Here is an 18563-nt window from a genome sequence, read left to right as displayed (position 1 = left end):
CGCGGGGCGCGGGCCCCGCGCCGGGAAGGAGCTACTAGGCCAGGCTCTCCAGCCAGGCCCGGTGCAGCCCGGCGAAGCGGCCCTCGGCGCCGATCAGCTCCTGCGGCGGCCCGTCCTCGACGATCCTGCCCTGCTCCATGACCAGCACCCGGTCGGCGATCTCCACCGTGGACAGCCGGTGCGCGATGATCAGCGCGGTGCGGTCGGCGAGGATCGTGCGCAGCGCCCGCTGGACCAGGCGCTCGCTGGGCACGTCCAGCGACGAGGTGGCCTCGTCCAGGATGAGCACCGCCGGGTCGGCCAGGAACGCCCGGGCGAAGGCGATGAGCTGCCGCTGCCCGGCCGACATGCGCCCGCCGCGCTTGCCGACCTCGGTGTCGTACCCCTGGGGGAGCGCCGAGATGAACTCGTGGGCGCCGATGGCCTCGGCGGCCCGCCGTACCTCGTCCATGGCGGCGTCGGGGCGGCCGAAGCGGATGTTGTCGGCGACCGTGCCGGTGAACAGGAAGTTCTCCTGCGTCACCATGACCACCGCGCGGCGCAGGACGGGCTCCTCCAAGTCGCGTAAGTCCACGCCGTCGAGCAGCACGCGGCCCTCGGTGGGGTCGTAGAAGCGGGAGATGAGCTTGGCGAGCGTGGTCTTGCCCGCCCCGGTGGCGCCCACCAGCGCCACGGTCTGCCCGGCCGGCACGGTCAGGTCCAGGCCCGGCAGGATCGGCCGGTCCTCGACGTAGGCGAAGCGGACGCCCTCGAAGCGGACCTCGCCGCGCGGCGCGGGCAGCGCGGCGGGCCGCAGCGGGTCGGCGACGTCCGGCTCCTCCTCCAGCACGCCCGACAGCTTCTCCAGCGCCGCGCCCGCCGACTGCAGGGTGTTGTAGAACTGGCTGATCTCCTGCATCGGCTCGTAGAACTGGCGCAGGTAGAGCAGGAAGGCGGCCAGCACGCCGACGCTGACCTCCTGGTGGAAGGCCAGCCAGCCGCCGTACATCAGCACCCCGGCCACGGTGAGGTTGCCGATGAGCTTGACGCCCGGCATGAACACCGCGATCAGCCGCATGCTGCGGGCGTTGGCGGCGCGGTAGTCGTCGTTCAGCGCGGCGAAGATCTCCTGGTTGCGCGGCTCGCGGCGGAAGGCCTGCACGGCGCGGATGCCGGTCATCGACTCCACGAAGTGGACGATGACCAGGGCGACCGTCTCGCGGGTGCGGCGGTAGGCGAGGGCCGACTGGCGGCGGAACCAGCGGGTGAACACCAGCAGCACCGGCAGCGGGATCAGCGCGACCAGGCCCAGGTGCAGGTCGAGCAGCAGCAGGAGCGCGGCGGTGCCGAACAGCGTCAGCACCGCGGTGACCAGGCTGTCGAAGCCCGACTGCAGCATCTCCGCGATCGCCTCGACGTCGGAGGTGAGGCGGGAGATGACGCGGCCGGAGGTGTACTTCTCGTGGAAGGACAGCGACAGCCGCTGGAAGTGGTCGAACACGCGGCGCCTGAGCTCCAGCAGGATGTCCTGGCCGATGCGGCCGGCCAGCTTGAGGAAGGCCTGCCGGGTCAGGGCCTGCGCGACCGCCGCGCCGAGGATGGCCGCGACGACGACGAGCAGCGTCCTCGGGGCCTCGCCGCGCGTCATCGGCGGGATGCCGGCGTCGATGCCCACGGCCACGAGGTAGGGGATGGCCAGGCCCGCGGCGTTGGAGACGACGATGATGCCCGTCAGCAGGGCGATCGTACGGCGGTGCGGGCGCAGCAGGTCGCGCAGCAGCCGGCGGGAGCGGGCCCGCAGCAGGACGGTGACCTTCTCGGGGATCTCGTCCTTGTCCTCGGCCGCGACCCCGCGCCAGCTCTGCGTGGTGGTGGTGACGGTCACGCCAGCACCTCCTCGGCGGCCAGCAGCTCGCGGTACTCGGGCACCTCTTCCAGCAGGTCGTGGTGGCGGCCGACGTGGGTGATCGTGCCGCCCGACAGCAGCGCCACCTTGTCGGCCAGCAGCACGGTGGAGGCGCGGTGGGCGACCACGATGCCCGTGGCCTCGCGCAGCACGTGCCGCAGCGCCTCCTCCACCAGCGCCTCGGTCTCCACGTCCAGCGCCGACAGCGTGTCGTCCAGGACGAGGATCTTCGGCTTGGCCAGGACCGCCCGCGCCAGCGCCAGGCGCTGCCGCTGCCCGCCGGACAGCGACATGCCCTGCTCGCCGATGCGGGTGTCCAGGCCCCACGGCAGGTCGTAGACGAAGGTGGCCTGCGCGACCTCCAGCGCCTCGCGCAGCTCCTCGTCGGTGGCCTGCCGGTGGCCGAGCGTGAGGTTCTCCCGCACGCTCATGGAGAACAGCGTCGGCTCCTCGAACGCGGTGGCCACCACGGCCCGCAGGACGGACAGGTCCAGGTCCCGCACGTCGTGGCCGTCGATCGTCACCCGGCCCTCGGTCACGTCCAGCAGGCGGGGGACGAGCGCGGTCAGCGTCGTCTTGCCCGAGCCGGTGGCGCCCACGACGGCGACCGTCTCGCCGGGCCGGACCTCCAGCCAGACGTCGCGCAGCACCGGCTTGCCGTCGAAGCGGAAGCCCACGCCCTCGAAGCGCAGGTGGCCGCGGGGGTCGTCGATCGTGCGGGTGCCGCCGCGGATCTCCGGCACGGTGTCCATGACCTCCATCACGCGGTCGGCGGCGGTCATGGACTCCTGGGCCATCGCCAGGATGTAGCCCATGCTGGCGATCGGCCAGACCAGCTGGAGCATCAGCGTGGTGAAGGCCACGAGGGTGCCCAGCGTGAGGCCGCCCGTGCCCACCGCGAGCGCGCCCAGCAGCAGCACCAGGGCCAGGGTGAAGTTCGGGATCACCTCCAGGAAGGTGAAGAACCTGGCCGACAGGTCCACCCGGCGCATCGAGGAGTCGTACAGCTTCTCCGCGTTCTTCACGAACGTCTCATAGACGTGGCGCCTGCGGCCGAACGCCTTGACGGTGCGGATGCCGATGGCCGACTCCTCCACGAGCGTGGCGAGGTCGCCCTGCTCGTCCTGGACCTGGCGGGAGATCTTGATGTACTGCTTCTCGAAGCGCAGGCTGACCCAGATGATCGGTACGGCCGAGCCGGCCACGAGCAGGCCGAGCGGCCAGTACATGTTCAGCAGCACCACGGTGACGGTGGTCAGCTGGATGACGTTCATCACCAGGAACAGCAGGCCGAAGCCGAGGAAGCGGCGGATCGTCGACAGGTCCGTGGTGGCGCGGGAGAGCAGCTGGCCGGACTGCCACTCGCCGTGGAAGCGCATCGGCAGCCGCTGCAGGTGGGCGTAGAGGTCGTCGCGGATGCGGGTCTCCAGGCCGAGCACCGGGCCGACCTGGCTCCACCGCCTCAGGAAGATCATCAGCGCCTCGGCCACGCCGACGCCGAAGGCGACCAGCCCCAGGGAGACGAGCGCGCCCTCGTCTCCGCTTCGCACGGGACCGTCGACCACCTCCTTGCCGATCAGGGGGAAGACGATGCCGGCGCAGACGCCGAGGAGGGCGGCCAGCCAGCTGACCACCAGCTTGCCGGCGTAGGGGCGCAGATAGGACTTCATGCGCCACAGGGAGTTGGATGCGAGCAGGGGACGACTGGGGGATGAGGTATCAGGAGGCATCTCCTCCAGGCTAACCCGGCGATCAAATCGTTTTCAGTGATGCCACGTCGATGCCGCGTCGATGTCACGTCGCGCGTCATTGGCGCCGGACGACCTCGTAGACGTAGATGACCAGGTTCGTGGCCCCGGGCGTCTCGATGAGCATGGCGAACCACGTGCGCGGCCGGTTCGGCACGTAGGAGCTGGGCGCGATGCTGACCCGGCCGGTGGCGCAGCACATCGACTTGGGGACCGGCCGGACGAACGGCACGCCCGTCCCCGGCTTGTGAACCGACCGCGTGAACCCGGCGTCCATCTCCAGGCTCTCCCGGGCGCCGAACGGGTTGCCCATGCCGTTGGCGCCGACGAAGGTCCCCGAGGTGCGCGCGCCCAGTTCCCCCTCGCACGGCGCGGCCACCGACTCCGTACGGAAGCGCATGCCGGCGGTGAGGTAGTCGCCACTGGTGAAGGTGCGGAGGGAGCGGGTGAAGGTCCACTTGAAGCGGAGCTTCTCCTTGCCGCCTGGGCAGAGCCCGTAACGGTCACCCGGGATGCTGACCCGGATCTCACCGCCCCGGGCGTCGGGCTTGCGAACCTCCTCGAAAACGGCGGTCCGGTCGGTCCGGTGCCAGCGGATCTCCACCAGCCGCCAGGTCGTGGGCGCCGCCGCCGTGACGTGCCGGGCGCCGAGGACGCCCAGCACGGCGCAGGCCACGAGGAGGGCGAGGATGCGGGCCATGGCGACCCCTGTTCCGGCCGGGGGACGCCTGACGAGAGGTGACGGTCCATCCACTGTCTCACCCGGGTACGGCGCCGCCCACCCAAAGGGGGGCCATTTTCCGGCCGGTTCCCCGGCTAGAGCCGTCTCACGACGACATGCCGAGCTCGATGGTCTCCTCGACCTCGGCGGCGCGCTCGGCCTCCTCGGCGGCGAAGCGCTCGGCGTCCAGCTTCTCGGCGATCTCCTCGTCCTGCCGCATCAGCGCCTCGAGCGACTGCCCGGCCATCTCCAGCACGCCCATGTCGGCGTAGGCCTGCTGCAGGCGCGGCGACCACAGCCCGATGTCCTTCACGCACGGCACGATGCGGCTGAACAGTAAGGAGCGGAACAGCCGCAGGTACTCCGACTGGTCGACCGCCCGCATGGCCTCCTTGACCTCGGCGGGGGACAGGCCCAGGTTCTCCCACTGCTCCTTGCCGCGCAGCCGGTCGCGCATGAGGTAGCAGCCCTCGATGACGAAGTCCTCCCGCTCGCGCAGCTCGGCCTCCGACAGATTCTTGTAGTAGTCGCGCAGCGCCATCCGGCCGAAGGCGACATGCCGGGCCTCGTCCTGCATGACGTAGGCGAGGATCTGCTTGGGCAGCGGCTTGGTGGTGACGTCGCGCATGACGCCGAAGGCCGCCAGGGCCAGGCCCTCGATGAGCACCTGCATGCCCAGGTACGGCATGTCCCACCGCGAGTCGGTCAGCGTCGACTCCAGCAGCGACTTCAGGTGCGGGTTGATGGGGTAGGCCAGGCCGACCTTCTCCTGCAGGAAGCGGGCGTAGGTCTCGGCGTGCCGGGCCTCGTCCATGGTCTGGGTGGCCGCGTAGAACTTCGAGTCCAGGTCCGGGACCGTCTCGACGATCTTGGCCGAGCAGATCATCGCGCCCTGCTCGCCGTGCAGGAACTGGGAGAACTGCCAGGCCGCGCCGTGCCGCCTGACCTCCTTCCTGGTCTGGTCGTCCATGCGGTGCCACAGCGGCGTGTCGTAGATGGCGATGGTCTGGTCGGGGACGCCGAGCACGTCGTAGGGGTCGACCTCCAGGGACCAGTCGATGCGCTTGGTGGAGTCCCACTGCTTGTCCTTGCCCTTCTGGTAGAGGGCGAGCATGCGGTCTCTGCCGTCGTCGTACTCCCACGTGAAGCGCGTGGATCCGGTCATCTGGACGTCCCATGTGGCCAGCTCGGCCGGGATCGTGTACAGGTCGTGCGTCGACATGCGGCCTCCCAGGTACGTACACCGTACGTGCAACGGTTGCACGTACGGTGTACGTCCGTCAATACAATGAGGTGTGGCACTCTCCCGCACCAGCATCGTCGAGGCGGCCATCCAGCTCATCGAGCGGGAGGGCGCCGACGCCGTGTCGATGCGCCGCATCGCCGCCGAGCTGGGCGTGGGCGTGATGTCCCTGTACAACCACGTGCCGAACAAGGCGGCCGTGCTCGACGGGGTGGCCGAGGCCGTCCTGTCGAAGATCGAGTTCACCGACGACCCCGGGGCGCACTGGACCGACCGGGTGCGCATGCAGGCCCACGCCTTCCGACAGATCGCCCACCACTACCCGCGCTGCACGATGCTCGTCGTCAGCCGCCAGCTCCACTCCACCGCGGGGCTGCTGCCGGTCGAGCGCGCCCTGGCCACGCTGCGCAGCGCCGGCTTCGACGGCGCCGACGCGGTGCGGATCCTGCGGCTGTTCATCGCCTTCATCGTCGGGTCGCTGCTGCGCGAGGTGGGGGTGACCCCGACCTTCGCGCCGGTCCAGCACCACACGGTCAGGGCCGAGGACCTCGACCAGGCGCTCTTCCCCGAGGTGAGCGCGCTGGCCCCGCTGCTGCGCTCGTGCGACCACGAGGCGGAGTTCGAGTTCGGCATCGAGCTGCTGATCCGGGCGATCGCCGGCCACCTCAGCAGAAAGGAAGGCACCCCGTGACCGGGGTGCCCTTCCCCCTGCGAGCCTCCGCCCCTTCCCCTGGGCAGTCGCTGCATCAGTACCAGTTGTGTGACCTGAAGTGGCCCCAGGCGCCGCACGGCCGGCCGTAACGGCCCTTGATGTACTTCAGGCCCCATCGGATCTGCGTGGCCGGATTGTGCCGCCAGTCCTTGCCGGCGCCGGACATCTTGCCGGCCGGCAACGCCTGCGGAATCCCGTAGGCGCCGGACGAGCGGTTGTAGGCCTCATGGTTCCAGTTGCTCTCCCGGGTCCAGAGGCTGTCCAGGCACTGGAACTCCCGTGACGGCCAGTCCCGCCGCTGAAGCAGGCTCCGGGCGATCCGCTTGTTCCCCACCTTGGTCGGCCTGATGATGACCCTGGGCTGCTGCGGCCTGGCCCCCGTGCGCCAGGTCCCCGCGTGGACCACCGTGGTCGTGGAGCCGGCGCGCCACGTCCGCCGGTGGATGATGTGGGGGCCCGTCGTGTTCCGCCAGGTCCGGTGGTCCACCGTGCCGGCGTCGGAGCCCCTGGTGCTTGGCCGTACCGCCGCGGCGGACTCGGAGTCCGCCCAGGCGGTCACGGTGCTCCCCCAGGTGAAGGTCACCGTCAGGAGCGTGCCGCATAGGGCGCGTTTGCTGTCCAACTCGATCCTTGCTATCCGGTCGCGTGCGGACGGGCGCCGGTTCTTCCTGCGGCACCTGCTCGCCCCGCGCCGCCGGCTGCGGCGAGGGGAGGTCCGCGGCCTGGCCGGGATCCCATACCGCCTGACAGGCAGGCGGCCCGGCAGGCCCGCGACGTGTCCCAAGGCGGTTTCTAATACGGCGCCGCGCCGCGGGCCCGCCATCGCGACACGCCGCGGACGGATGTTTGCGTGATCGTTCGGCAGTTCTGGCCTTCTCGCTGCGTCGCGTTGACCCCCTCCGGCCGGTGATCTACCGGGATCGGGAAACGTCCTGGCCCCGGCCTGGTGCCGGCGGCGCGCCGGGAAGCGGGCCCATGCTCGCCGCGGCGAGCCGTACCGGCTCCGGAGGGAGGCCAGACCCCGCAGTACGCCGGCCTGGCCAACCTCCAGCGCGCCTACGGCCCGCGCGGGTTCACCGTCGTCGGCGTGCCGTGCAACCAGTTCGTGACTCCTCCGCTCCCTGAAGGGAGCGGCTTCTCGCTTCCCTCTGCTGAGGTAGGCGACGGACAAGCCCTGCCCGTTTCGAACAAGAGAACTATAACAGGGAAGCGATTCCCCTGCCGGGTCAACCCGGCAGTCCCCTCGCTGGATCTGAGGGCCAGGAGCCCGGCACGGCCGAGGAGATCCAGGAGTTCTGCGCCACCACCTACGGCGTCGACTTCCCCCTGCTGGAGAAGAGCGAGGTGAACGGCCCCGGCCGCCACCCGCTCTACGCCGCGATCGCCGACACGCCGGACGCCGACGGCCAGGCCGGCGACATCCAGTGGAACTTCGAGAAGTTCCTCCTCGACCGCGACGGCTCGGTGGCGGCCCGCTTCCGCCCGGGCACCGAGCCGGAGGACCCGGCCGTCACCGCGGCGATCGAGAAGCTCCTCTAGCGCCGGCGCGGGCCGCAGCTGCCCCGCACGATGAGCTCGGTGGGCAGCAGCACGGTGCGCGGGCGGCGGCCGCCGCCCCGCAGCACCAGCTCCGCTGCCCGGTAGCCGATGTCGTGGCCGGGCTGGGCGATGACCGTCAGCGGCGGCGAGCACAGCTCGGCCCACGGCACGTCGTCGTACATCACCAGCGACACGTCCTGCGGCACGCGCAGGTCCAGCTCGCGGGCGGCCAGCACGGTGGCCTCGCCGAGCACGTTGCCGCCCGCGATCACCGCGGTCAGGTCGGGACGGGCCTGGAACAGGCCGGAGGCCGCCGCGTAGGCGGAGTCGCGGCTGCCCTCGGCGTAGACGATGAGGTCCTCCTCCACCGCGCCGCCCAGCGCCTCGCGGAAGGCGGCGACCCGGCGGGAGTGGCCCGGCACGCCCAGGTAGGCGATCCGCCGGTGGCCCAGCCCGGTGAGGTAGCGCACCGCCGTACGGACGCCGGCGCGGTCGTCGGCCAGCACGGCGGGCACGTCCAGGCCGCGCGCCGTCGTGCGGGGGGCCTCTCCCTGCCGCGGCGGGGCCACCCCGTCCAGCCGCATGAGGTCGGCCAGAGCGTCGATGTCGCCGCCGCCGGCCGCAGGCGCCGGCTCCGGCGGGAGGCGGTCGGCGAAGACCACCGTCATGCCCGCCCGGACGGCGGGCAGCCACACGTCCGCCCCTCCCGACGGCACCGCGATCACCCTGTCGACGCTCTGCTCGACGAGCATGCCGACCAGCTCGGCCTCCTGCTCGGCGTCGTCGCCGGTCGAGCCGACCATGACCGGTTCGCCCGCCGCGCGGGCGCACGCCAGCACGCCCTCGGCCAGCTGGCCGTAGAAGGAGTCGGTCAGGTCGGGCAGCAGCAGGCCCATGCCGCCGGTGCGGCGCTGGCGCAGGTTGCGCCCCAGCGCGCTGGGCCGGTAGTCCAGCTGCGCGGCCACCGCCAGCACGCGCTCGCGCGTCTCGGGGCTGGCCGAGCCGCCCGACAACACCCGGGAGACGGTGGCGACGCCGACACCCGCCGCCTCGGCCACGTCCTTGATGGTCACCCGCTGCATGGAAACGATTCCATCAGATGTTTCACAGGAAGGGAAGCCAGTGGGCACCGGAGAAGCGGCTCAGCTCCGAGGTCTTGACACCGATGTCCCTTTCGGGTGAGATGCATGAAAACGTATCCACGCCGGGCCACTCCCGGTAGCGCGAAGGATAGTTAATGGCATCCATCGTTCTCAACAACGTCGACAAGGTCTACGCCGGTGGCGTGAAGGCCGTGAACGGACTCAACCTTGAGATCAAGGACGGCGAGTTCATGGTGCTCGTCGGCCCGTCTGGATGCGGCAAGTCGACCGCGCTCCGGATGATCGCGGGCCTGGAGGACATCAGCGCCGGGGAGATCCTCATCGGCGACAAGGTGGTCAACCACCTGCCGCCCAAGGACCGCGACATCGCGATGGTCTTCCAGAACTACGCGCTCTACCCGCACATGACGGTCAAGGAGAACCTCGCCTTCGGCCTGAAGCTCCGCAAGATGCCCAAGCCGGAGATCGAAAAGCGCGTGCAGGAAGCCGCGAAGATGCTCGGCCTGGAGCAGTACCTCAGCCGCAAGCCGGCCGCGCTGTCCGGCGGTCAGCGCCAGCGCGTGGCGATGGGCCGCGCGATCGTGCGCAACCCGCAGGCCTTCCTCATGGACGAGCCGCTGTCGAACCTGGACGCCAAGCTGCGCGTGTCGATGCGCGCCTCGCTCAACCAGATGCACGAGCGTCTGCGCACCACGACCGTCTACGTCACCCACGACCAGGTCGAGGCCATGACCCTGGGCGACCGCGTCTGCGTCCTTCGCGACGGCGTCCTGCAGCAGGTCGACACCCCGCAGAACCTCTTCGACAAGCCCGTCAACCTGTTCGTCGCCGGCTTCATGGGCTCGCCGGCCATGAACTTCGTCACCGCCGAGCTCGTCCGCGAGGGCGGTGCGCACGTGGCCTTCGCCGGCTACAAGCTGCCGATCCCCGAGACGACCTTCACCGAGAAGCCCGGCCTGGACAGGTACATCGGCCGCAAGGTCATCCTCGGCATCCGGCCCTCCGACTTCGAGGACGCCGGCTCGGCCGGCCAGCACGCCAACGGCTGGGCCACCATCCCGGTCAAGGCCGAGGTCACCGAGGAGCTGGGCTCGGAGATCAACGTCCTGTTCCTCATCGACGCCCCGCCGGTGGAGCACAAGGACACCGTCGCCGCGCAGGAGACCACCGACGAGGAAGAGGCCACGCTGCCGCTGACGGGCGACAAGTCCCTGTGGACCGCCCGCGTGAACGCCCGCAGCCACGTGCGTCCCGGCCAGAGCATCGACCTGGTCGTCGACACGCACAACCTGCACTTCTTCGACACCGACTCCGGCCTGGCCATCGGCCACGAGGCCAACATCGGCCGCTAGTTCCCTTCCGGGAAAGCCATCCGGGCCCTCGCCGCGACCCCCTCCCACGGCGAGGGCCCGGTGCCGTCTCGGCGCGGCGCCCGCCGGCCCGCCGCGGTGACCTCGCCGGACGGGCGGGCGCCGAGAAGGCCGCCTACGCCGTCCTGCGGTAGGAGCCGGCGACCTGGCGGGTGGTCACGCAGATGCGGTTCCAGGCGTTGATCACCGCGACGGCCATGACGAGCGCGGCCAGCGTCTCCTCGTCGTAGTGCTTGGCCGCCTCCTCCCAGACGTCGTCGGGCACGCCGTGCGGGTTGTCGGCCAGTCGCGTGGCCGCCTCGGCCAGTGCCAGCGCGGCCCGCTCGGCCTCGGTGTAGTAGGGGGCCTCGCGCCAGGCGGCCACCGACCAGATGCGCTCGTCGCTCTCGCCGGACTTCTTCAGGTCGTAGGCGTGCATGTCCACGCAGAAGCCGCAGCCGTTGATCTGGCTGGCGCGCAGCTTGACCAGCTCGTAGGTGACGTGGGGGAGGCTGCTGCGCCCCATGGCGGCCTCGAGGTTGAGCATCGCCTCGTAGAGGGCGGGAGCGTGCTTCTTGACGTTCATCCGTGGCTGCATGACTTCCTCTCCATTGTTGACTTTAGATATCCAGAATTGCTCGATGGAAAACCCTAGGGTCGCACGTTGGCGAACCAGGATCGGACGTTGGACGCCGCGGCCGGCGCCGTGCGGCCGACCTGGGCGAGGATGTCGGCGATCGTCTGCCCGGCCAGCTCGCGCCGCCAGGCCAGCTCGGCCTTGCGCATGGCGATCGAGATGGCGCAGGTCCTGCGGTAGTCGATCTCCGGGTCGGCGCTCGGGCCGTTGCGGAGGATCTGCTCGCAGCGGAAGGCGTCCTCGGCCCCCTCGATGGCGGTGACCACGTCGAGCAGGGTGATGCGGTCGGGCTCGCGCGCCAGCCGGAAGCCGCCGCGCGGGCCGGACGTCGAGGTGAGGATGCCGGCCTTGGCCAGGGCCTGCAGCTGCTTGTTGAGGTAGGCCGCCGGCAGGCCGTAGATGGCCGCCAGCTTGGCCGCCGTGACGGCCTGGCCCTCCATCCAGGCCAGGTTGACGCAGCTGTGGAGCGCCCACTCGACGCCCTCGCTCATCCTCATATCCTGGATACTACACCTCCAGGATTACTGGCGTCGACTCAGCCGGGCGTTCACCGCGTGCTGGACGCTCTTGGGCACCAGCGTGCCGACGGCCACGATCGCCTTGTAGAGCAGCCCCGGCACGCTCACCGTGACGCCCCTGGCCAGGTCGCGCATCGCCACCCGGGCCACCTCGTCCGCGTCCAGCCACAGCGGCTCGGGGGTCCCGGACATGTCCATCCCGGCCCGCCGGTGGAACTCGGTGCGCACGAAGCCCGGGCACAGCGCCATGACCTTCACGCGCGGGTTGCGGATCTCGGCCGCCACCGACTCGCTGAAGTTGACCACCCACGCCTTGGAGGCGCTGTAGGTGCCCCGGTTGAAGAACGCCGCCACCGAGGCGACGTTGATCACGCCGCCCCTGCCGCGCCGCAGCAGGACCGGCACGGCCGTCAGGGTGAGCCGCAGCACGGCCTCGCAGTGCACCTTGAGCATCTTGACCTCCTCCTCGACCGGGGTCTGGAGGAAGGGCGTGGGATGGCCGAAGCCGGCGTTGTTGACCAGCAGGTCGACGCCGTCGCCGACCCTGGCCTCGACGCGCCGCAGCCCCTCGTCGGTGGCCAGGTCCGCGGGCAGCGTCTCGACGGCCACGCCGTAGGCGAGCTTGAGCGTCTCGGCGGACTCGGCCAGGCGCCGGGCGTCGCGGGCCACGAGGACCAGCGAGAAGCCGTCGGCGGCCAGCCTGCGGGCGAAGGCCGCGCCGAGGCCGGCGGTCGCGCCGGTGATCAATGCGGTGGGCATGCCAAGAACTTTAGGCCCTCCGTGCCAGTATCGAAGGCGTGCGCTTCCCGCCGATCCCCGCCCTGGTCCCCGTCCTGGCCGCCGCTCTGGCCGCCGTGACCGCCTGCTCGGCCGCATCCCCGCAGGCCGCATCACCACAGGCCACGCCGCCGACACGGAGCCCGTCACCGGCACCCACCTGGGGCGAGCTGCGCTTCACCGAGATCGCGCGGTTCGACCGGCCGGTGGCCTTCGCCGTGCGCGCGGGCGACGACGGCCTCTACGTCGCCGAGCAGACCGGCAGGCTCAAGGTCCTGCGGGACGGCCGCAGCCGGACCGTCGTCGACCTGTCGGGGGAGGTGAGCGGCGGCAACGAGCAGGGCCTGCTCGGCGTGGCCTTCCACCCCTCGGGGCGCTGGCTCTACCTCGACTGGACCGACGCCGACGGGGACACCCACGTCACCGAGTGGGCCTACGACGGCCGCCGGGCCACCGCCAGGCGCGACGTCCTCACCCAGGACCAGCCGTACGCCAACCACAACGGCGGCCAGCTCGCCTTCGGCCCCGACGGCTACCTCTACATCGCCCTGGGCGACGGCGGCGGCGCGGGCGACCCCCAGGGCAACGGGCAGGATCTCGGCACCTGGCTGGGCAAGATCCTCCGCATCGACCCGCGCGGCAGGCCGTACGAAGTGCCGGAGGACAACCCGTTCGCCGGCAGGCGGGGTGCCAGGCCGGAGATCTGGGCGTACGGCCTGCGCAACCCGTGGCGGTTCACCTTCGACCGGCAGACGGGCGACCTGTGGATCGGCGACGTGGGGCAGAACGCCTGGGAGGAGGTCGACGTCCAGCGCGCCGCCGCCAAGGGCGGGCAGAACTACGGCTGGAACCTGCGCGAGGGCAGGGCCCGCTTCCGCGACGGCCAGGCGCGCGGCCTGACCGAGCCCGCCATCGTCTACCCCCTCGGCCGGGACGGCAACTGCTCGGTCATCGCGGGCTTCGTCTACCGCGGCGCCCGGATCCCCTGGCTGCGGGGACGGTTCCTCTACGGTGACTTCTGCGCCGGCTGGATCAGGGCCACCCCGGCCGACGACCCGGGGGAGGGGCGTAGGGTCGGCACGGTCGAGCAGCTGTCGTCCTTCGGCGAGGACCACGACGGCGAGCTGTACGCGCTCAGCCTCCAGGGCCCGCTCTACCGCGTGGAGGCCGCCTCGTGAGCCGCCTGCTGATCGTCCACCACACCGCCTCACCCGCCACCCACGAGCTGTTCGAGAGCGTGAGGAAGGGTGCGACGACCGACGAGATCGAGGGCGTCGAGGTGGTCACCAGGGCGGCGCTGCAGGCGACCGCCAGCGACGTGTTCGCCGCCGACGGGATCGTCCTGGGCACCCCGGCCAACATCGGCTACATGTCGGGCGCGCTCAAGCACTTCTTCGACACCGTCTACTACCCGTGCCTGGAGGAGACGCGGCGCCTGCCGTACGGGCTGTACGTCCACGGCAACAACGACGCGACGGGAGCGGTGCGGGCGGTGGAGGCCATCGCCGGGGGGCTCGGCTGGGAGCCGGCGGCCAGGCCGGTCGTGGTCATCGGCGCGGTGACGAAGGCGGACCTGGAGGCCTGCTGGGAGCTGGGCGCCACCCTGGCGGCGACGATCAGCCCTTCGTGACCCGCTCGATCAGCTCCTCCACCTGGGCCGACAGCCGGGCGCCGCGCGCCCAGCCCGCGTAGTGGGTGAGGAAGGCGACCACCTCCCGAAGCTCGGCCGCGGTCAGGTCGCCGGTGCGCAGGGCGGCGTCCACCTGCACGTCGATCGCCTCCTCCAGGCCCAGGCCGGTCAGCAGGCCCAGCAGGACCAGCCTGCGGTCCCGGCCGCTGATCGCGGCGCCCGACCACACCTCCAGGAAGCGGCGTTCAGCGAGGGGATCCATACCTTGAAGTCGCTTTTGGGCGTGTCACACGTTACATGGGGTAGATCCGGTACATGCGCAGGCTGCTGATTTCTGTCGCGTTGGTCGGCTTCCTTGCTGGATGTACCGGTCTCTCCCCGCATGACATCGACGACGTCACCCGCCTGTACCACCCGCCCAACGAGGGCGCCAACACCAGCTTCGGCGACCTGCACCTGCGCAACGTCTTCCTGGTCGACGCCGGGCAGGGGCGGGCGACCCTGTACGGCGTGCTGATCAACTCCGGGGAGCGGCCCGACCGGCTGGAGCAGGTCCAGGGCGCGGGCGGCGTGCAGGTGCTCGTGCCGCCGGAGCTGCCGCCCAACCAGCCGGTGGGCGCGGGGTTGCGCCCGCTGGCCACGGTCACCGGCATCCAGGGCAGCTTCGTGCCCCTGACCTTCCGGTTCGCCTCGGGACCCCAGATCCGGCTGACGGCCGACGTCAAGCCGCCGATCGGGATCTTCGCGACCCTGTCGCCGCCCGCCTCGCCGCCCGCCTCGCCGTCCCCGGCCCCGTCGCCCGCCTCGCCGTCTCCGACTCCCTCGCCGTCCCCGACGCCTTCGTGATCTGTCACAAGTAAAGCCAAGCTTCGGCGACTCTTTGGTCAAGATTTTCAGGAAACTAGAAGCAGGATTCCCCGCCAAATTGGGCACAAAGACCTCGTTGGCCCTAAAGCGGAGGTAAGCCCTAGTGAAAGCGGCGCGGGCTTGGCTGAGGACGGCCGCAGGCGTGATCGCGGCTCTGATGGTCGCGGGGCTGACGGCGTGCGGCCAGAACGAGTTCATCTACGTCCGCGACAGGGAGGGCACCACCTACTTCAAGGTTCCCAGTACCTTCACCCCGGTCGAGTCCACGGCCATCGACCTGTTCCTGACCGGCGAGGAGCCGGGTTCCGCGGCGGCCCAGCTGACCAGGCAGCGGGTCTGGTCGACCGCGTTCGACCAGTCGGACAACCCCTCGCCCGAGCACCTGCTCAGCTCGCCGGACCCGTTCGTCTACGCGACCGTGCACAGGCTCACGGAGGAGCAGCAGGCCGTCGTCTCCATGAACCGGCTGCGCGACTTCTTCCTGCCGGTGACCCAGGAACTGCGCGAGCTCATCCAGCAGCAGGCGCAGGCCTACGGCCAGCAGCTCAGGTTCACCGGCTTCGAGCTGCTGATCGACGAGCCGATCCACCTGGACGACGGCGCCAGGGGCGTGCACGTCCGCTTCAACTACCGGTACGAGGGCGAGGTGCAGACCTACGACCTGACGGCGCTGCTGGACGAGCGGGGCTCGACGATCTCCGCCCTGGTCATCAGCTGCCGGGCCGACTGCTTCCGCGCCAGGGCCGCTGAGTTCGACCGCATCAAGGATTCCTTCAAGCTGCTCCGGCTGCCAGGTTAAGAGGGGCGCACGTGAAGCCAAGCACCAACCGTTCCTACCACGAGGGACTGCGCGCTCCGGGAAGCGGTCCCGACGATCAGGGGCCGGAGACCCGCAAGTCGCTGCCGCTGTGGGACCGGGTCAAGTTCCTGCTCCTGCTGGGCGTGGCCTTCCTGGTGCTGACCTGGAAGACCATGGCCGACTTCGAGGGCATCATCTCCTTCCCCGAGGCGATGCGCTCCATCGCCGGCGCCTACCAGTGGATCTTCTGGCTGATCGGGCTGGAGCTGGTGCGGCAGGTCCACTTCCTGATCAGCGAGCACTGGGCCGGCTACCACCGCTTCTGGAGCAAGGGCGTCTTCGGCGGGTTCGACCGCTGGACGCACCGCCGGTTCAGCGACTGGACGAGGTTCCGCATCTCCCGCGTCCTGAAGATCGCCTTCTTCGTCGCGCTGCTGGCGATGGTGCTGGGGGCGGTGCTCGACACCAGCCCGTTCGTGGCCCTGTTCCAGGCCCCGGCGCTGCTGTTCATGGCGCTGCCGTTCGTCGCCCAGCTGGCCTTCGCCTTCTTCTTCATCGTCTTCCAGTTCATCGGCCTGTTCTGGTTCCTGTCGCGCGGCGGCGTGGAGACCTACTTCCCCGACGACATCAAGACGCGCTTCAAGGACGTGTGGGGCCAGGACCACGTGGTGGAGCGGGTCAGGGAGAACATCGTCTTCCTGGAGCGGCCGGAGGAGATCGAGGAGAAGGGCGGCTACGTGCCCGGCGGCCTGCTGCTGTGGGGGCCGCCCGGCACCGGCAAGACCCTCATGGCCGAGGCCGTGGCCGGCGAGACCGGCAAGCCGTACGTCTTCGTCGACCCCGGCGCGTTCATCAACATGTTCATGGGCATCGGCATCCTGAAGGTCAAGTCGCTGTTCAGGAAGCTGCGCAAGCTCGCCCTGCGGTACGGCGGGGTCATCGTCTTCTTCGACGAGGCCGACTCCCTCGGCCGGCGCGGCCGGCTGGCCGGCCAGCCTCAGCCCGGCCAGGGCTTCTCCGGCTGCCACGGGATGAACTACCTGTCGGAGGAGACCCGCGCCACGCTCGCCTTCCGCGCCCGGCGGCCGGTGGAGGACGAACAGCCGCGCAACCGCTTCTTCATGGGCGGCAACATGGGCGGCATGGGCGACATGGGCACCCTGCAGGCCCTGCTCACCGAACTGTCCGGCCTGAAGAAGCCGCGCGGCTTCTTCAACCGGCTGGTACGGCGCGCCCTGGGCATGCGGCCCAAGCCCCCGCCCAAGTACCGGATCCTGGTCATGATGGCCACCAACATGCCGGACGCGCTGGACGAGGCCCTGCTGCGGCCGGGCCGCATCGACCGCATCTACAAGGTCGGCTACCCCTCCAAGGCCGGGCGGGTGCGCACCTACCAGGGCTACTTCGGCAAGGTCGCCCACGAGCTGACCGACGAGCAGATCGACAAGCTGGCCACCATCACCCCCTACGCCACCGGCGCCACCATCAAGGACCTGGTCAACGAGGCGCTCATCACCGCCATCCGCGACGGGCGCGACGTGATCACCTGGTCGGACGTGCTGAAGGCCAAGCGGCTCAAGCAGCTCGGCCCGCCCGAGGACGTGGAGTACATCGAGCGCGAGCGGCACGCCGTGGCCGTCCACGAGGCCTGCCACGCGGTCATCGCCTACCGCACCCGCTACCACCTCGAGATCGACATCGCCACGATCGAGAAGGGCGCCGACTACCTGGGCATGGTCGCCTCCATCAAGCCGGAGGACCAGTTCACCCGGTGGAAGTCGGAGTACGAGGCCGACATCATGGTCTCCCTGGCCTCGCTGGCGGGGGAGCGAATGTTCTTCGGCGACGACAACTCCTCCGGCGTCTCCGGCGACCTGCACTCGGCGACGTTCCTCACCGCGCTCATGGAGTCCCACTGGGGCATGGGCACGGGCGTCGCCTCGCTGCCCGCGCTGCAGCAGCTGGAGATCATGGGCGGCAAGGCCATGCCGCGCCAGCGCCCGACCGGCGGCCCGATCTCCATCACCGACCGCGACCCCAAGCGGCGCTCGCCCGACTACGCGCCCGACATGCTGGGCGAGCGCATCGAGTTCAACCTCGTGCGGCTGATGGAGAAGACCGAGGAACTGCTGCGCCGCCACCGCAGGGACGTGCTGGCGGTGGCCCACGCCCTGGAGGTCCACAAGACCCTCAACGGCGAGGACGTCGTGGCGGTCATCGAGCAGCGGCGGGGCCCGCTCGTCGACGGCGGGATCTACGCCTCCGACGAGTTCTACCAGGAGATCGAGGAGTACCACGAGGAGGCGGCGCGCGCCCACCGCGAGCACAGCAGGGTCATGCGCGAGCTGCCCGGCGTGGAGCCGGAGCTGCGCGAGCCCGAGCAGGCCGCGCTCGTCCCCGCCGAGCGGCCGATCGCCGGCGAGGTGATCGACACGCTGCCCGCCGGCACGGCGCCCCACGCCACGGCGACCAGGACGGCGGCGCCGCCCAACGGGCTGCCCGCCACCGCGGCGGCACGCAACGCGCTGCCCGAGGTCGAGGCCGGGCCGCCCGAGTTCGTCCCGTGGACGCCGCCCGAACCCTCGGAGGCGGCGCCCGACCCGCGTGAGGCCGCACCGGCCCGCGGCGGGGGCCGCGGGGTGTGGGTGGTCGTCGGCAGCCTGCTCGCCCTGGTGGCGCTCGCGCTGGCCGGCGCGCTGGTGGCGACCGGCGCGCTGTCGCCCCCGGCAGCGCAGGCCCAGGCGCCGGGCATCGCCTCGCCCGGGCTGCTGATCCTGCTGTTCGTCATCGTCGTGGCGATCATCGTGGGCGTCGGCGTGGCCGCCGTGGCGATCAGGGGCATGCGGGCCGCCCAGGCCAGGGCGGAAAACGACCGCGACCGGGCCAACGCGAGGGCGCAGCTGCTGGCGGCGGCGATGGACCCCGAGACCGCCATGCGGCTGCTGGGCTACGACGGGCCGCGCGACCGTTAGGGAGGCCGTCAATCCGGGACCGCCCGGGGTTCCAGGGAACGTCCAGGTCGCGCGGTTAGGCTG

18 protein-coding genes and 2 pseudogenes are annotated in these 18563 nt (G+C 70.8%); 10 read left to right on the top strand and 10 right to left on the bottom strand.

Annotated features, from left to right (window positions below; genetic code table 11):
• Positions 1-34: 34 nt before the first annotated feature.
• From BSB02_RS19830 to BSB02_RS19815, 4 genes are all read right to left on the bottom strand, one after another.
• Positions 35-1864, bottom strand: a complete 1830-nt coding sequence (locus BSB02_RS19830; RefSeq protein WP_084960492.1) for an ABC transporter ATP-binding protein — start codon at positions 1862-1864, stop codon at positions 35-37.
• Positions 1861-3555, bottom strand: coding sequence for an ABC transporter ATP-binding protein (locus tag BSB02_RS19825; RefSeq protein ID WP_206184788.1), 1695 nt, complete (start codon positions 3553-3555; stop codon positions 1861-1863). Before BSB02_RS19825 ends, BSB02_RS19830 begins: the two co-directional genes overlap by 4 nt.
• 136 nt (positions 3556-3691) lie before the next feature.
• On the bottom strand, positions 3692-4333 hold the full coding sequence (locus BSB02_RS19820) for a hypothetical protein (protein ID WP_084960490.1): 642 nt from the start codon (positions 4331-4333) through the stop codon (positions 3692-3694).
• 127 nt (positions 4334-4460) lie between these two features.
• Positions 4461-5576 carry a ferritin-like domain-containing protein gene (locus BSB02_RS19815; RefSeq protein WP_084960489.1) on the bottom strand — a complete coding sequence of 372 codons (1116 nt, stop codon included), beginning with the start codon at positions 5574-5576 and terminating at the stop codon, positions 4461-4463.
• Between the two features lie 73 nt (positions 5577-5649).
• Here BSB02_RS19815 and BSB02_RS19810 point away from each other — a divergent pair, with 73 nt between their 5' ends.
• On the top strand, positions 5650-6288 hold the full coding sequence (locus BSB02_RS19810) for a TetR/AcrR family transcriptional regulator C-terminal domain-containing protein (protein WP_240506527.1): 639 nt from the start codon (positions 5650-5652) through the stop codon (positions 6286-6288).
• Between the two features lie 55 nt (positions 6289-6343).
• Here the strand turns inward: BSB02_RS19810 and BSB02_RS41535 are convergent, their stop codons facing one another.
• The gene (locus tag BSB02_RS41535) at positions 6344-6892 is read right to left on the bottom strand and encodes an aggregation-promoting factor C-terminal-like domain-containing protein (RefSeq protein ID WP_206184787.1); all 549 of its coding nucleotides are present in this window, start codon (positions 6890-6892) and stop codon (positions 6344-6346) included.
• 429 nt (positions 6893-7321) lie between these two features.
• Between BSB02_RS41535 and BSB02_RS43045 the strand changes: the two are divergent.
• From BSB02_RS43045 to BSB02_RS19795, 3 genes and pseudogenes are all read left to right on the top strand, one after another.
• A pseudogene (locus BSB02_RS43045) lies at positions 7322-7414 on the top strand (glutathione peroxidase); the annotation flags it as partial.
• A 107-nt stretch (positions 7415-7521) separates the two neighbouring features.
• A pseudogene (locus tag BSB02_RS43615) lies at positions 7522-7632 on the top strand (hypothetical protein); the annotation flags it as partial.
• A 21-nt stretch (positions 7633-7653) separates the two neighbouring features.
• Entirely contained in the window at positions 7654-7848 is a 195-nt protein-coding gene (locus BSB02_RS19795; protein ID WP_206184786.1) for a hypothetical protein, read from the top strand.
• Here the strand turns inward: BSB02_RS19795 and BSB02_RS19790 are convergent.
• Entirely contained in the window at positions 7845-8930 is a 1086-nt protein-coding gene (locus BSB02_RS19790) for a LacI family DNA-binding transcriptional regulator (protein WP_084960486.1), read from the bottom strand. The genes BSB02_RS19795 and BSB02_RS19790 overlap by 4 nt on opposite strands.
• 155 nt (positions 8931-9085) lie before the next feature.
• Between BSB02_RS19790 and BSB02_RS19785 the strand changes: the two genes are divergently transcribed.
• Positions 9086-10303, top strand: coding sequence for an ABC transporter ATP-binding protein (locus tag BSB02_RS19785; RefSeq protein ID WP_084960485.1), 1218 nt, complete (start codon positions 9086-9088; stop codon positions 10301-10303).
• Positions 10304-10436: 133 nt separating this feature from the next.
• On the opposite strand, the gene BSB02_RS19780 is transcribed toward BSB02_RS19785, so the two are convergent.
• From BSB02_RS19780 to BSB02_RS19770, 3 genes are read right to left on the bottom strand one after another with little or no spacing between them, the layout of a single operon-like run.
• Positions 10437-10898, bottom strand: coding sequence for a carboxymuconolactone decarboxylase family protein (locus tag BSB02_RS19780; protein WP_084960484.1), 462 nt, complete (start codon positions 10896-10898; stop codon positions 10437-10439).
• A gap of 53 nt (positions 10899-10951) precedes the next feature.
• Entirely contained in the window at positions 10952-11434 is a 483-nt protein-coding gene (locus BSB02_RS19775; protein ID WP_084960483.1) for an RrF2 family transcriptional regulator, read from the bottom strand.
• A gap of 24 nt (positions 11435-11458) precedes the next feature.
• The gene (locus BSB02_RS19770; protein WP_084960482.1) at positions 11459-12214 is read right to left on the bottom strand and encodes an SDR family NAD(P)-dependent oxidoreductase; all 756 of its coding nucleotides are present in this window, start codon (positions 12212-12214) and stop codon (positions 11459-11461) included.
• 38 nt (positions 12215-12252) lie between these two features.
• Here BSB02_RS19770 and BSB02_RS19765 point away from each other — a divergent pair, with 38 nt between their 5' ends.
• Both BSB02_RS19765 and BSB02_RS19760 read left to right on the top strand, forming a co-directional pair.
• The gene (locus tag BSB02_RS19765) at positions 12253-13410 is read left to right on the top strand and encodes a PQQ-dependent sugar dehydrogenase (RefSeq protein WP_240506526.1); all 1158 of its coding nucleotides are present in this window, start codon (positions 12253-12255) and stop codon (positions 13408-13410) included.
• The gene (locus tag BSB02_RS19760) at positions 13407-13862 is read left to right on the top strand and encodes a flavodoxin family protein (RefSeq protein WP_084960481.1); all 456 of its coding nucleotides are present in this window, start codon (positions 13407-13409) and stop codon (positions 13860-13862) included. The genes BSB02_RS19765 and BSB02_RS19760 overlap by 4 nt, the downstream gene beginning before the upstream one ends.
• Here BSB02_RS19760 and BSB02_RS19755 read toward each other — a convergent pair.
• Positions 13849-14124, bottom strand: a complete 276-nt coding sequence (locus tag BSB02_RS19755) for a carboxymuconolactone decarboxylase family protein (protein WP_084960480.1) — start codon at positions 14122-14124, stop codon at positions 13849-13851. The two genes, BSB02_RS19760 and BSB02_RS19755, sit on opposite strands and share 14 nt — an antisense overlap.
• Positions 14125-14177: 53 nt before the next feature.
• On the opposite strand from BSB02_RS19755, the gene BSB02_RS41530 reads away from it, so the two are divergent.
• The 3 genes from BSB02_RS41530 to BSB02_RS19740 all read left to right on the top strand — a co-directional run bounded on the left by BSB02_RS41530 (position 14178) and on the right by BSB02_RS19740 (position 18500).
• Positions 14178-14708, top strand: coding sequence for a hypothetical protein (locus tag BSB02_RS41530; RefSeq protein WP_206184785.1), 531 nt, complete (start codon positions 14178-14180; stop codon positions 14706-14708).
• A gap of 163 nt (positions 14709-14871) precedes the next feature.
• On the top strand, positions 14872-15528 hold the full coding sequence (locus BSB02_RS19745) for a hypothetical protein (RefSeq protein WP_084960478.1): 657 nt from the start codon (positions 14872-14874) through the stop codon (positions 15526-15528).
• Positions 15529-15539: 11 nt separating this feature from the next.
• Complete coding sequence (locus BSB02_RS19740) at positions 15540-18500, top strand: AAA family ATPase (protein WP_084960477.1); 2961 nt, start codon at positions 15540-15542, stop codon at positions 18498-18500.
• Positions 18501-18563 lie beyond the last annotated feature (63 nt).

The sequence above is a fragment of the Thermoactinospora rubra genome (assembly GCF_002093975.1).
GTDB classification, from domain to species: Bacteria; Actinomycetota; Actinomycetes; order Streptosporangiales; family Streptosporangiaceae; genus Nonomuraea; species Nonomuraea rubra_A.
Note: the sequence above shows the minus strand (reverse complement) of the source record. Positions and strands in the feature narration are given on the sequence as shown.

What these genes read in the sequence shown, in the direction of transcription:
- BSB02_RS19775 (WP_084960483.1), bottom strand. Translation starts at nt 11,434, where the DNA reads ATGAGGATGAGCGAGGGCGTCGAGTGGGCGCTCCACAGCTGCGTCAAC.
- BSB02_RS19780 (WP_084960484.1), bottom strand. Translation starts at nt 10,898, where the DNA reads ATGCAGCCACGGATGAACGTCAAGAAGCACGCTCCCGCCCTCTACGAG.
- BSB02_RS19755 (WP_084960480.1), bottom strand. Translation starts at nt 14,124, where the DNA reads ATGGATCCCCTCGCTGAACGCCGCTTCCTGGAGGTGTGGTCGGGCGCC.
- BSB02_RS41530 (WP_206184785.1), top strand. Translation starts at nt 14,178, where the DNA reads ATGCGCAGGCTGCTGATTTCTGTCGCGTTGGTCGGCTTCCTTGCTGGA.
- BSB02_RS19785 (WP_084960485.1), top strand. Translation starts at nt 9,086, where the DNA reads ATGGCATCCATCGTTCTCAACAACGTCGACAAGGTCTACGCCGGTGGC.
- BSB02_RS19820 (WP_084960490.1), bottom strand. Translation starts at nt 4,333, where the DNA reads ATGGCCCGCATCCTCGCCCTCCTCGTGGCCTGCGCCGTGCTGGGCGTC.
- BSB02_RS19770 (WP_084960482.1), bottom strand. Translation starts at nt 12,214, where the DNA reads ATGCCCACCGCATTGATCACCGGCGCGACCGCCGGCCTCGGCGCGGCC.
- BSB02_RS19825 (WP_206184788.1), bottom strand. Translation starts at nt 3,555, where the DNA reads ATGAAGTCCTATCTGCGCCCCTACGCCGGCAAGCTGGTGGTCAGCTGG.
- BSB02_RS19790 (WP_084960486.1), bottom strand. Translation starts at nt 8,930, where the DNA reads ATGCAGCGGGTGACCATCAAGGACGTGGCCGAGGCGGCGGGTGTCGGC.
- BSB02_RS19815 (WP_084960489.1), bottom strand. Translation starts at nt 5,576, where the DNA reads ATGTCGACGCACGACCTGTACACGATCCCGGCCGAGCTGGCCACATGG.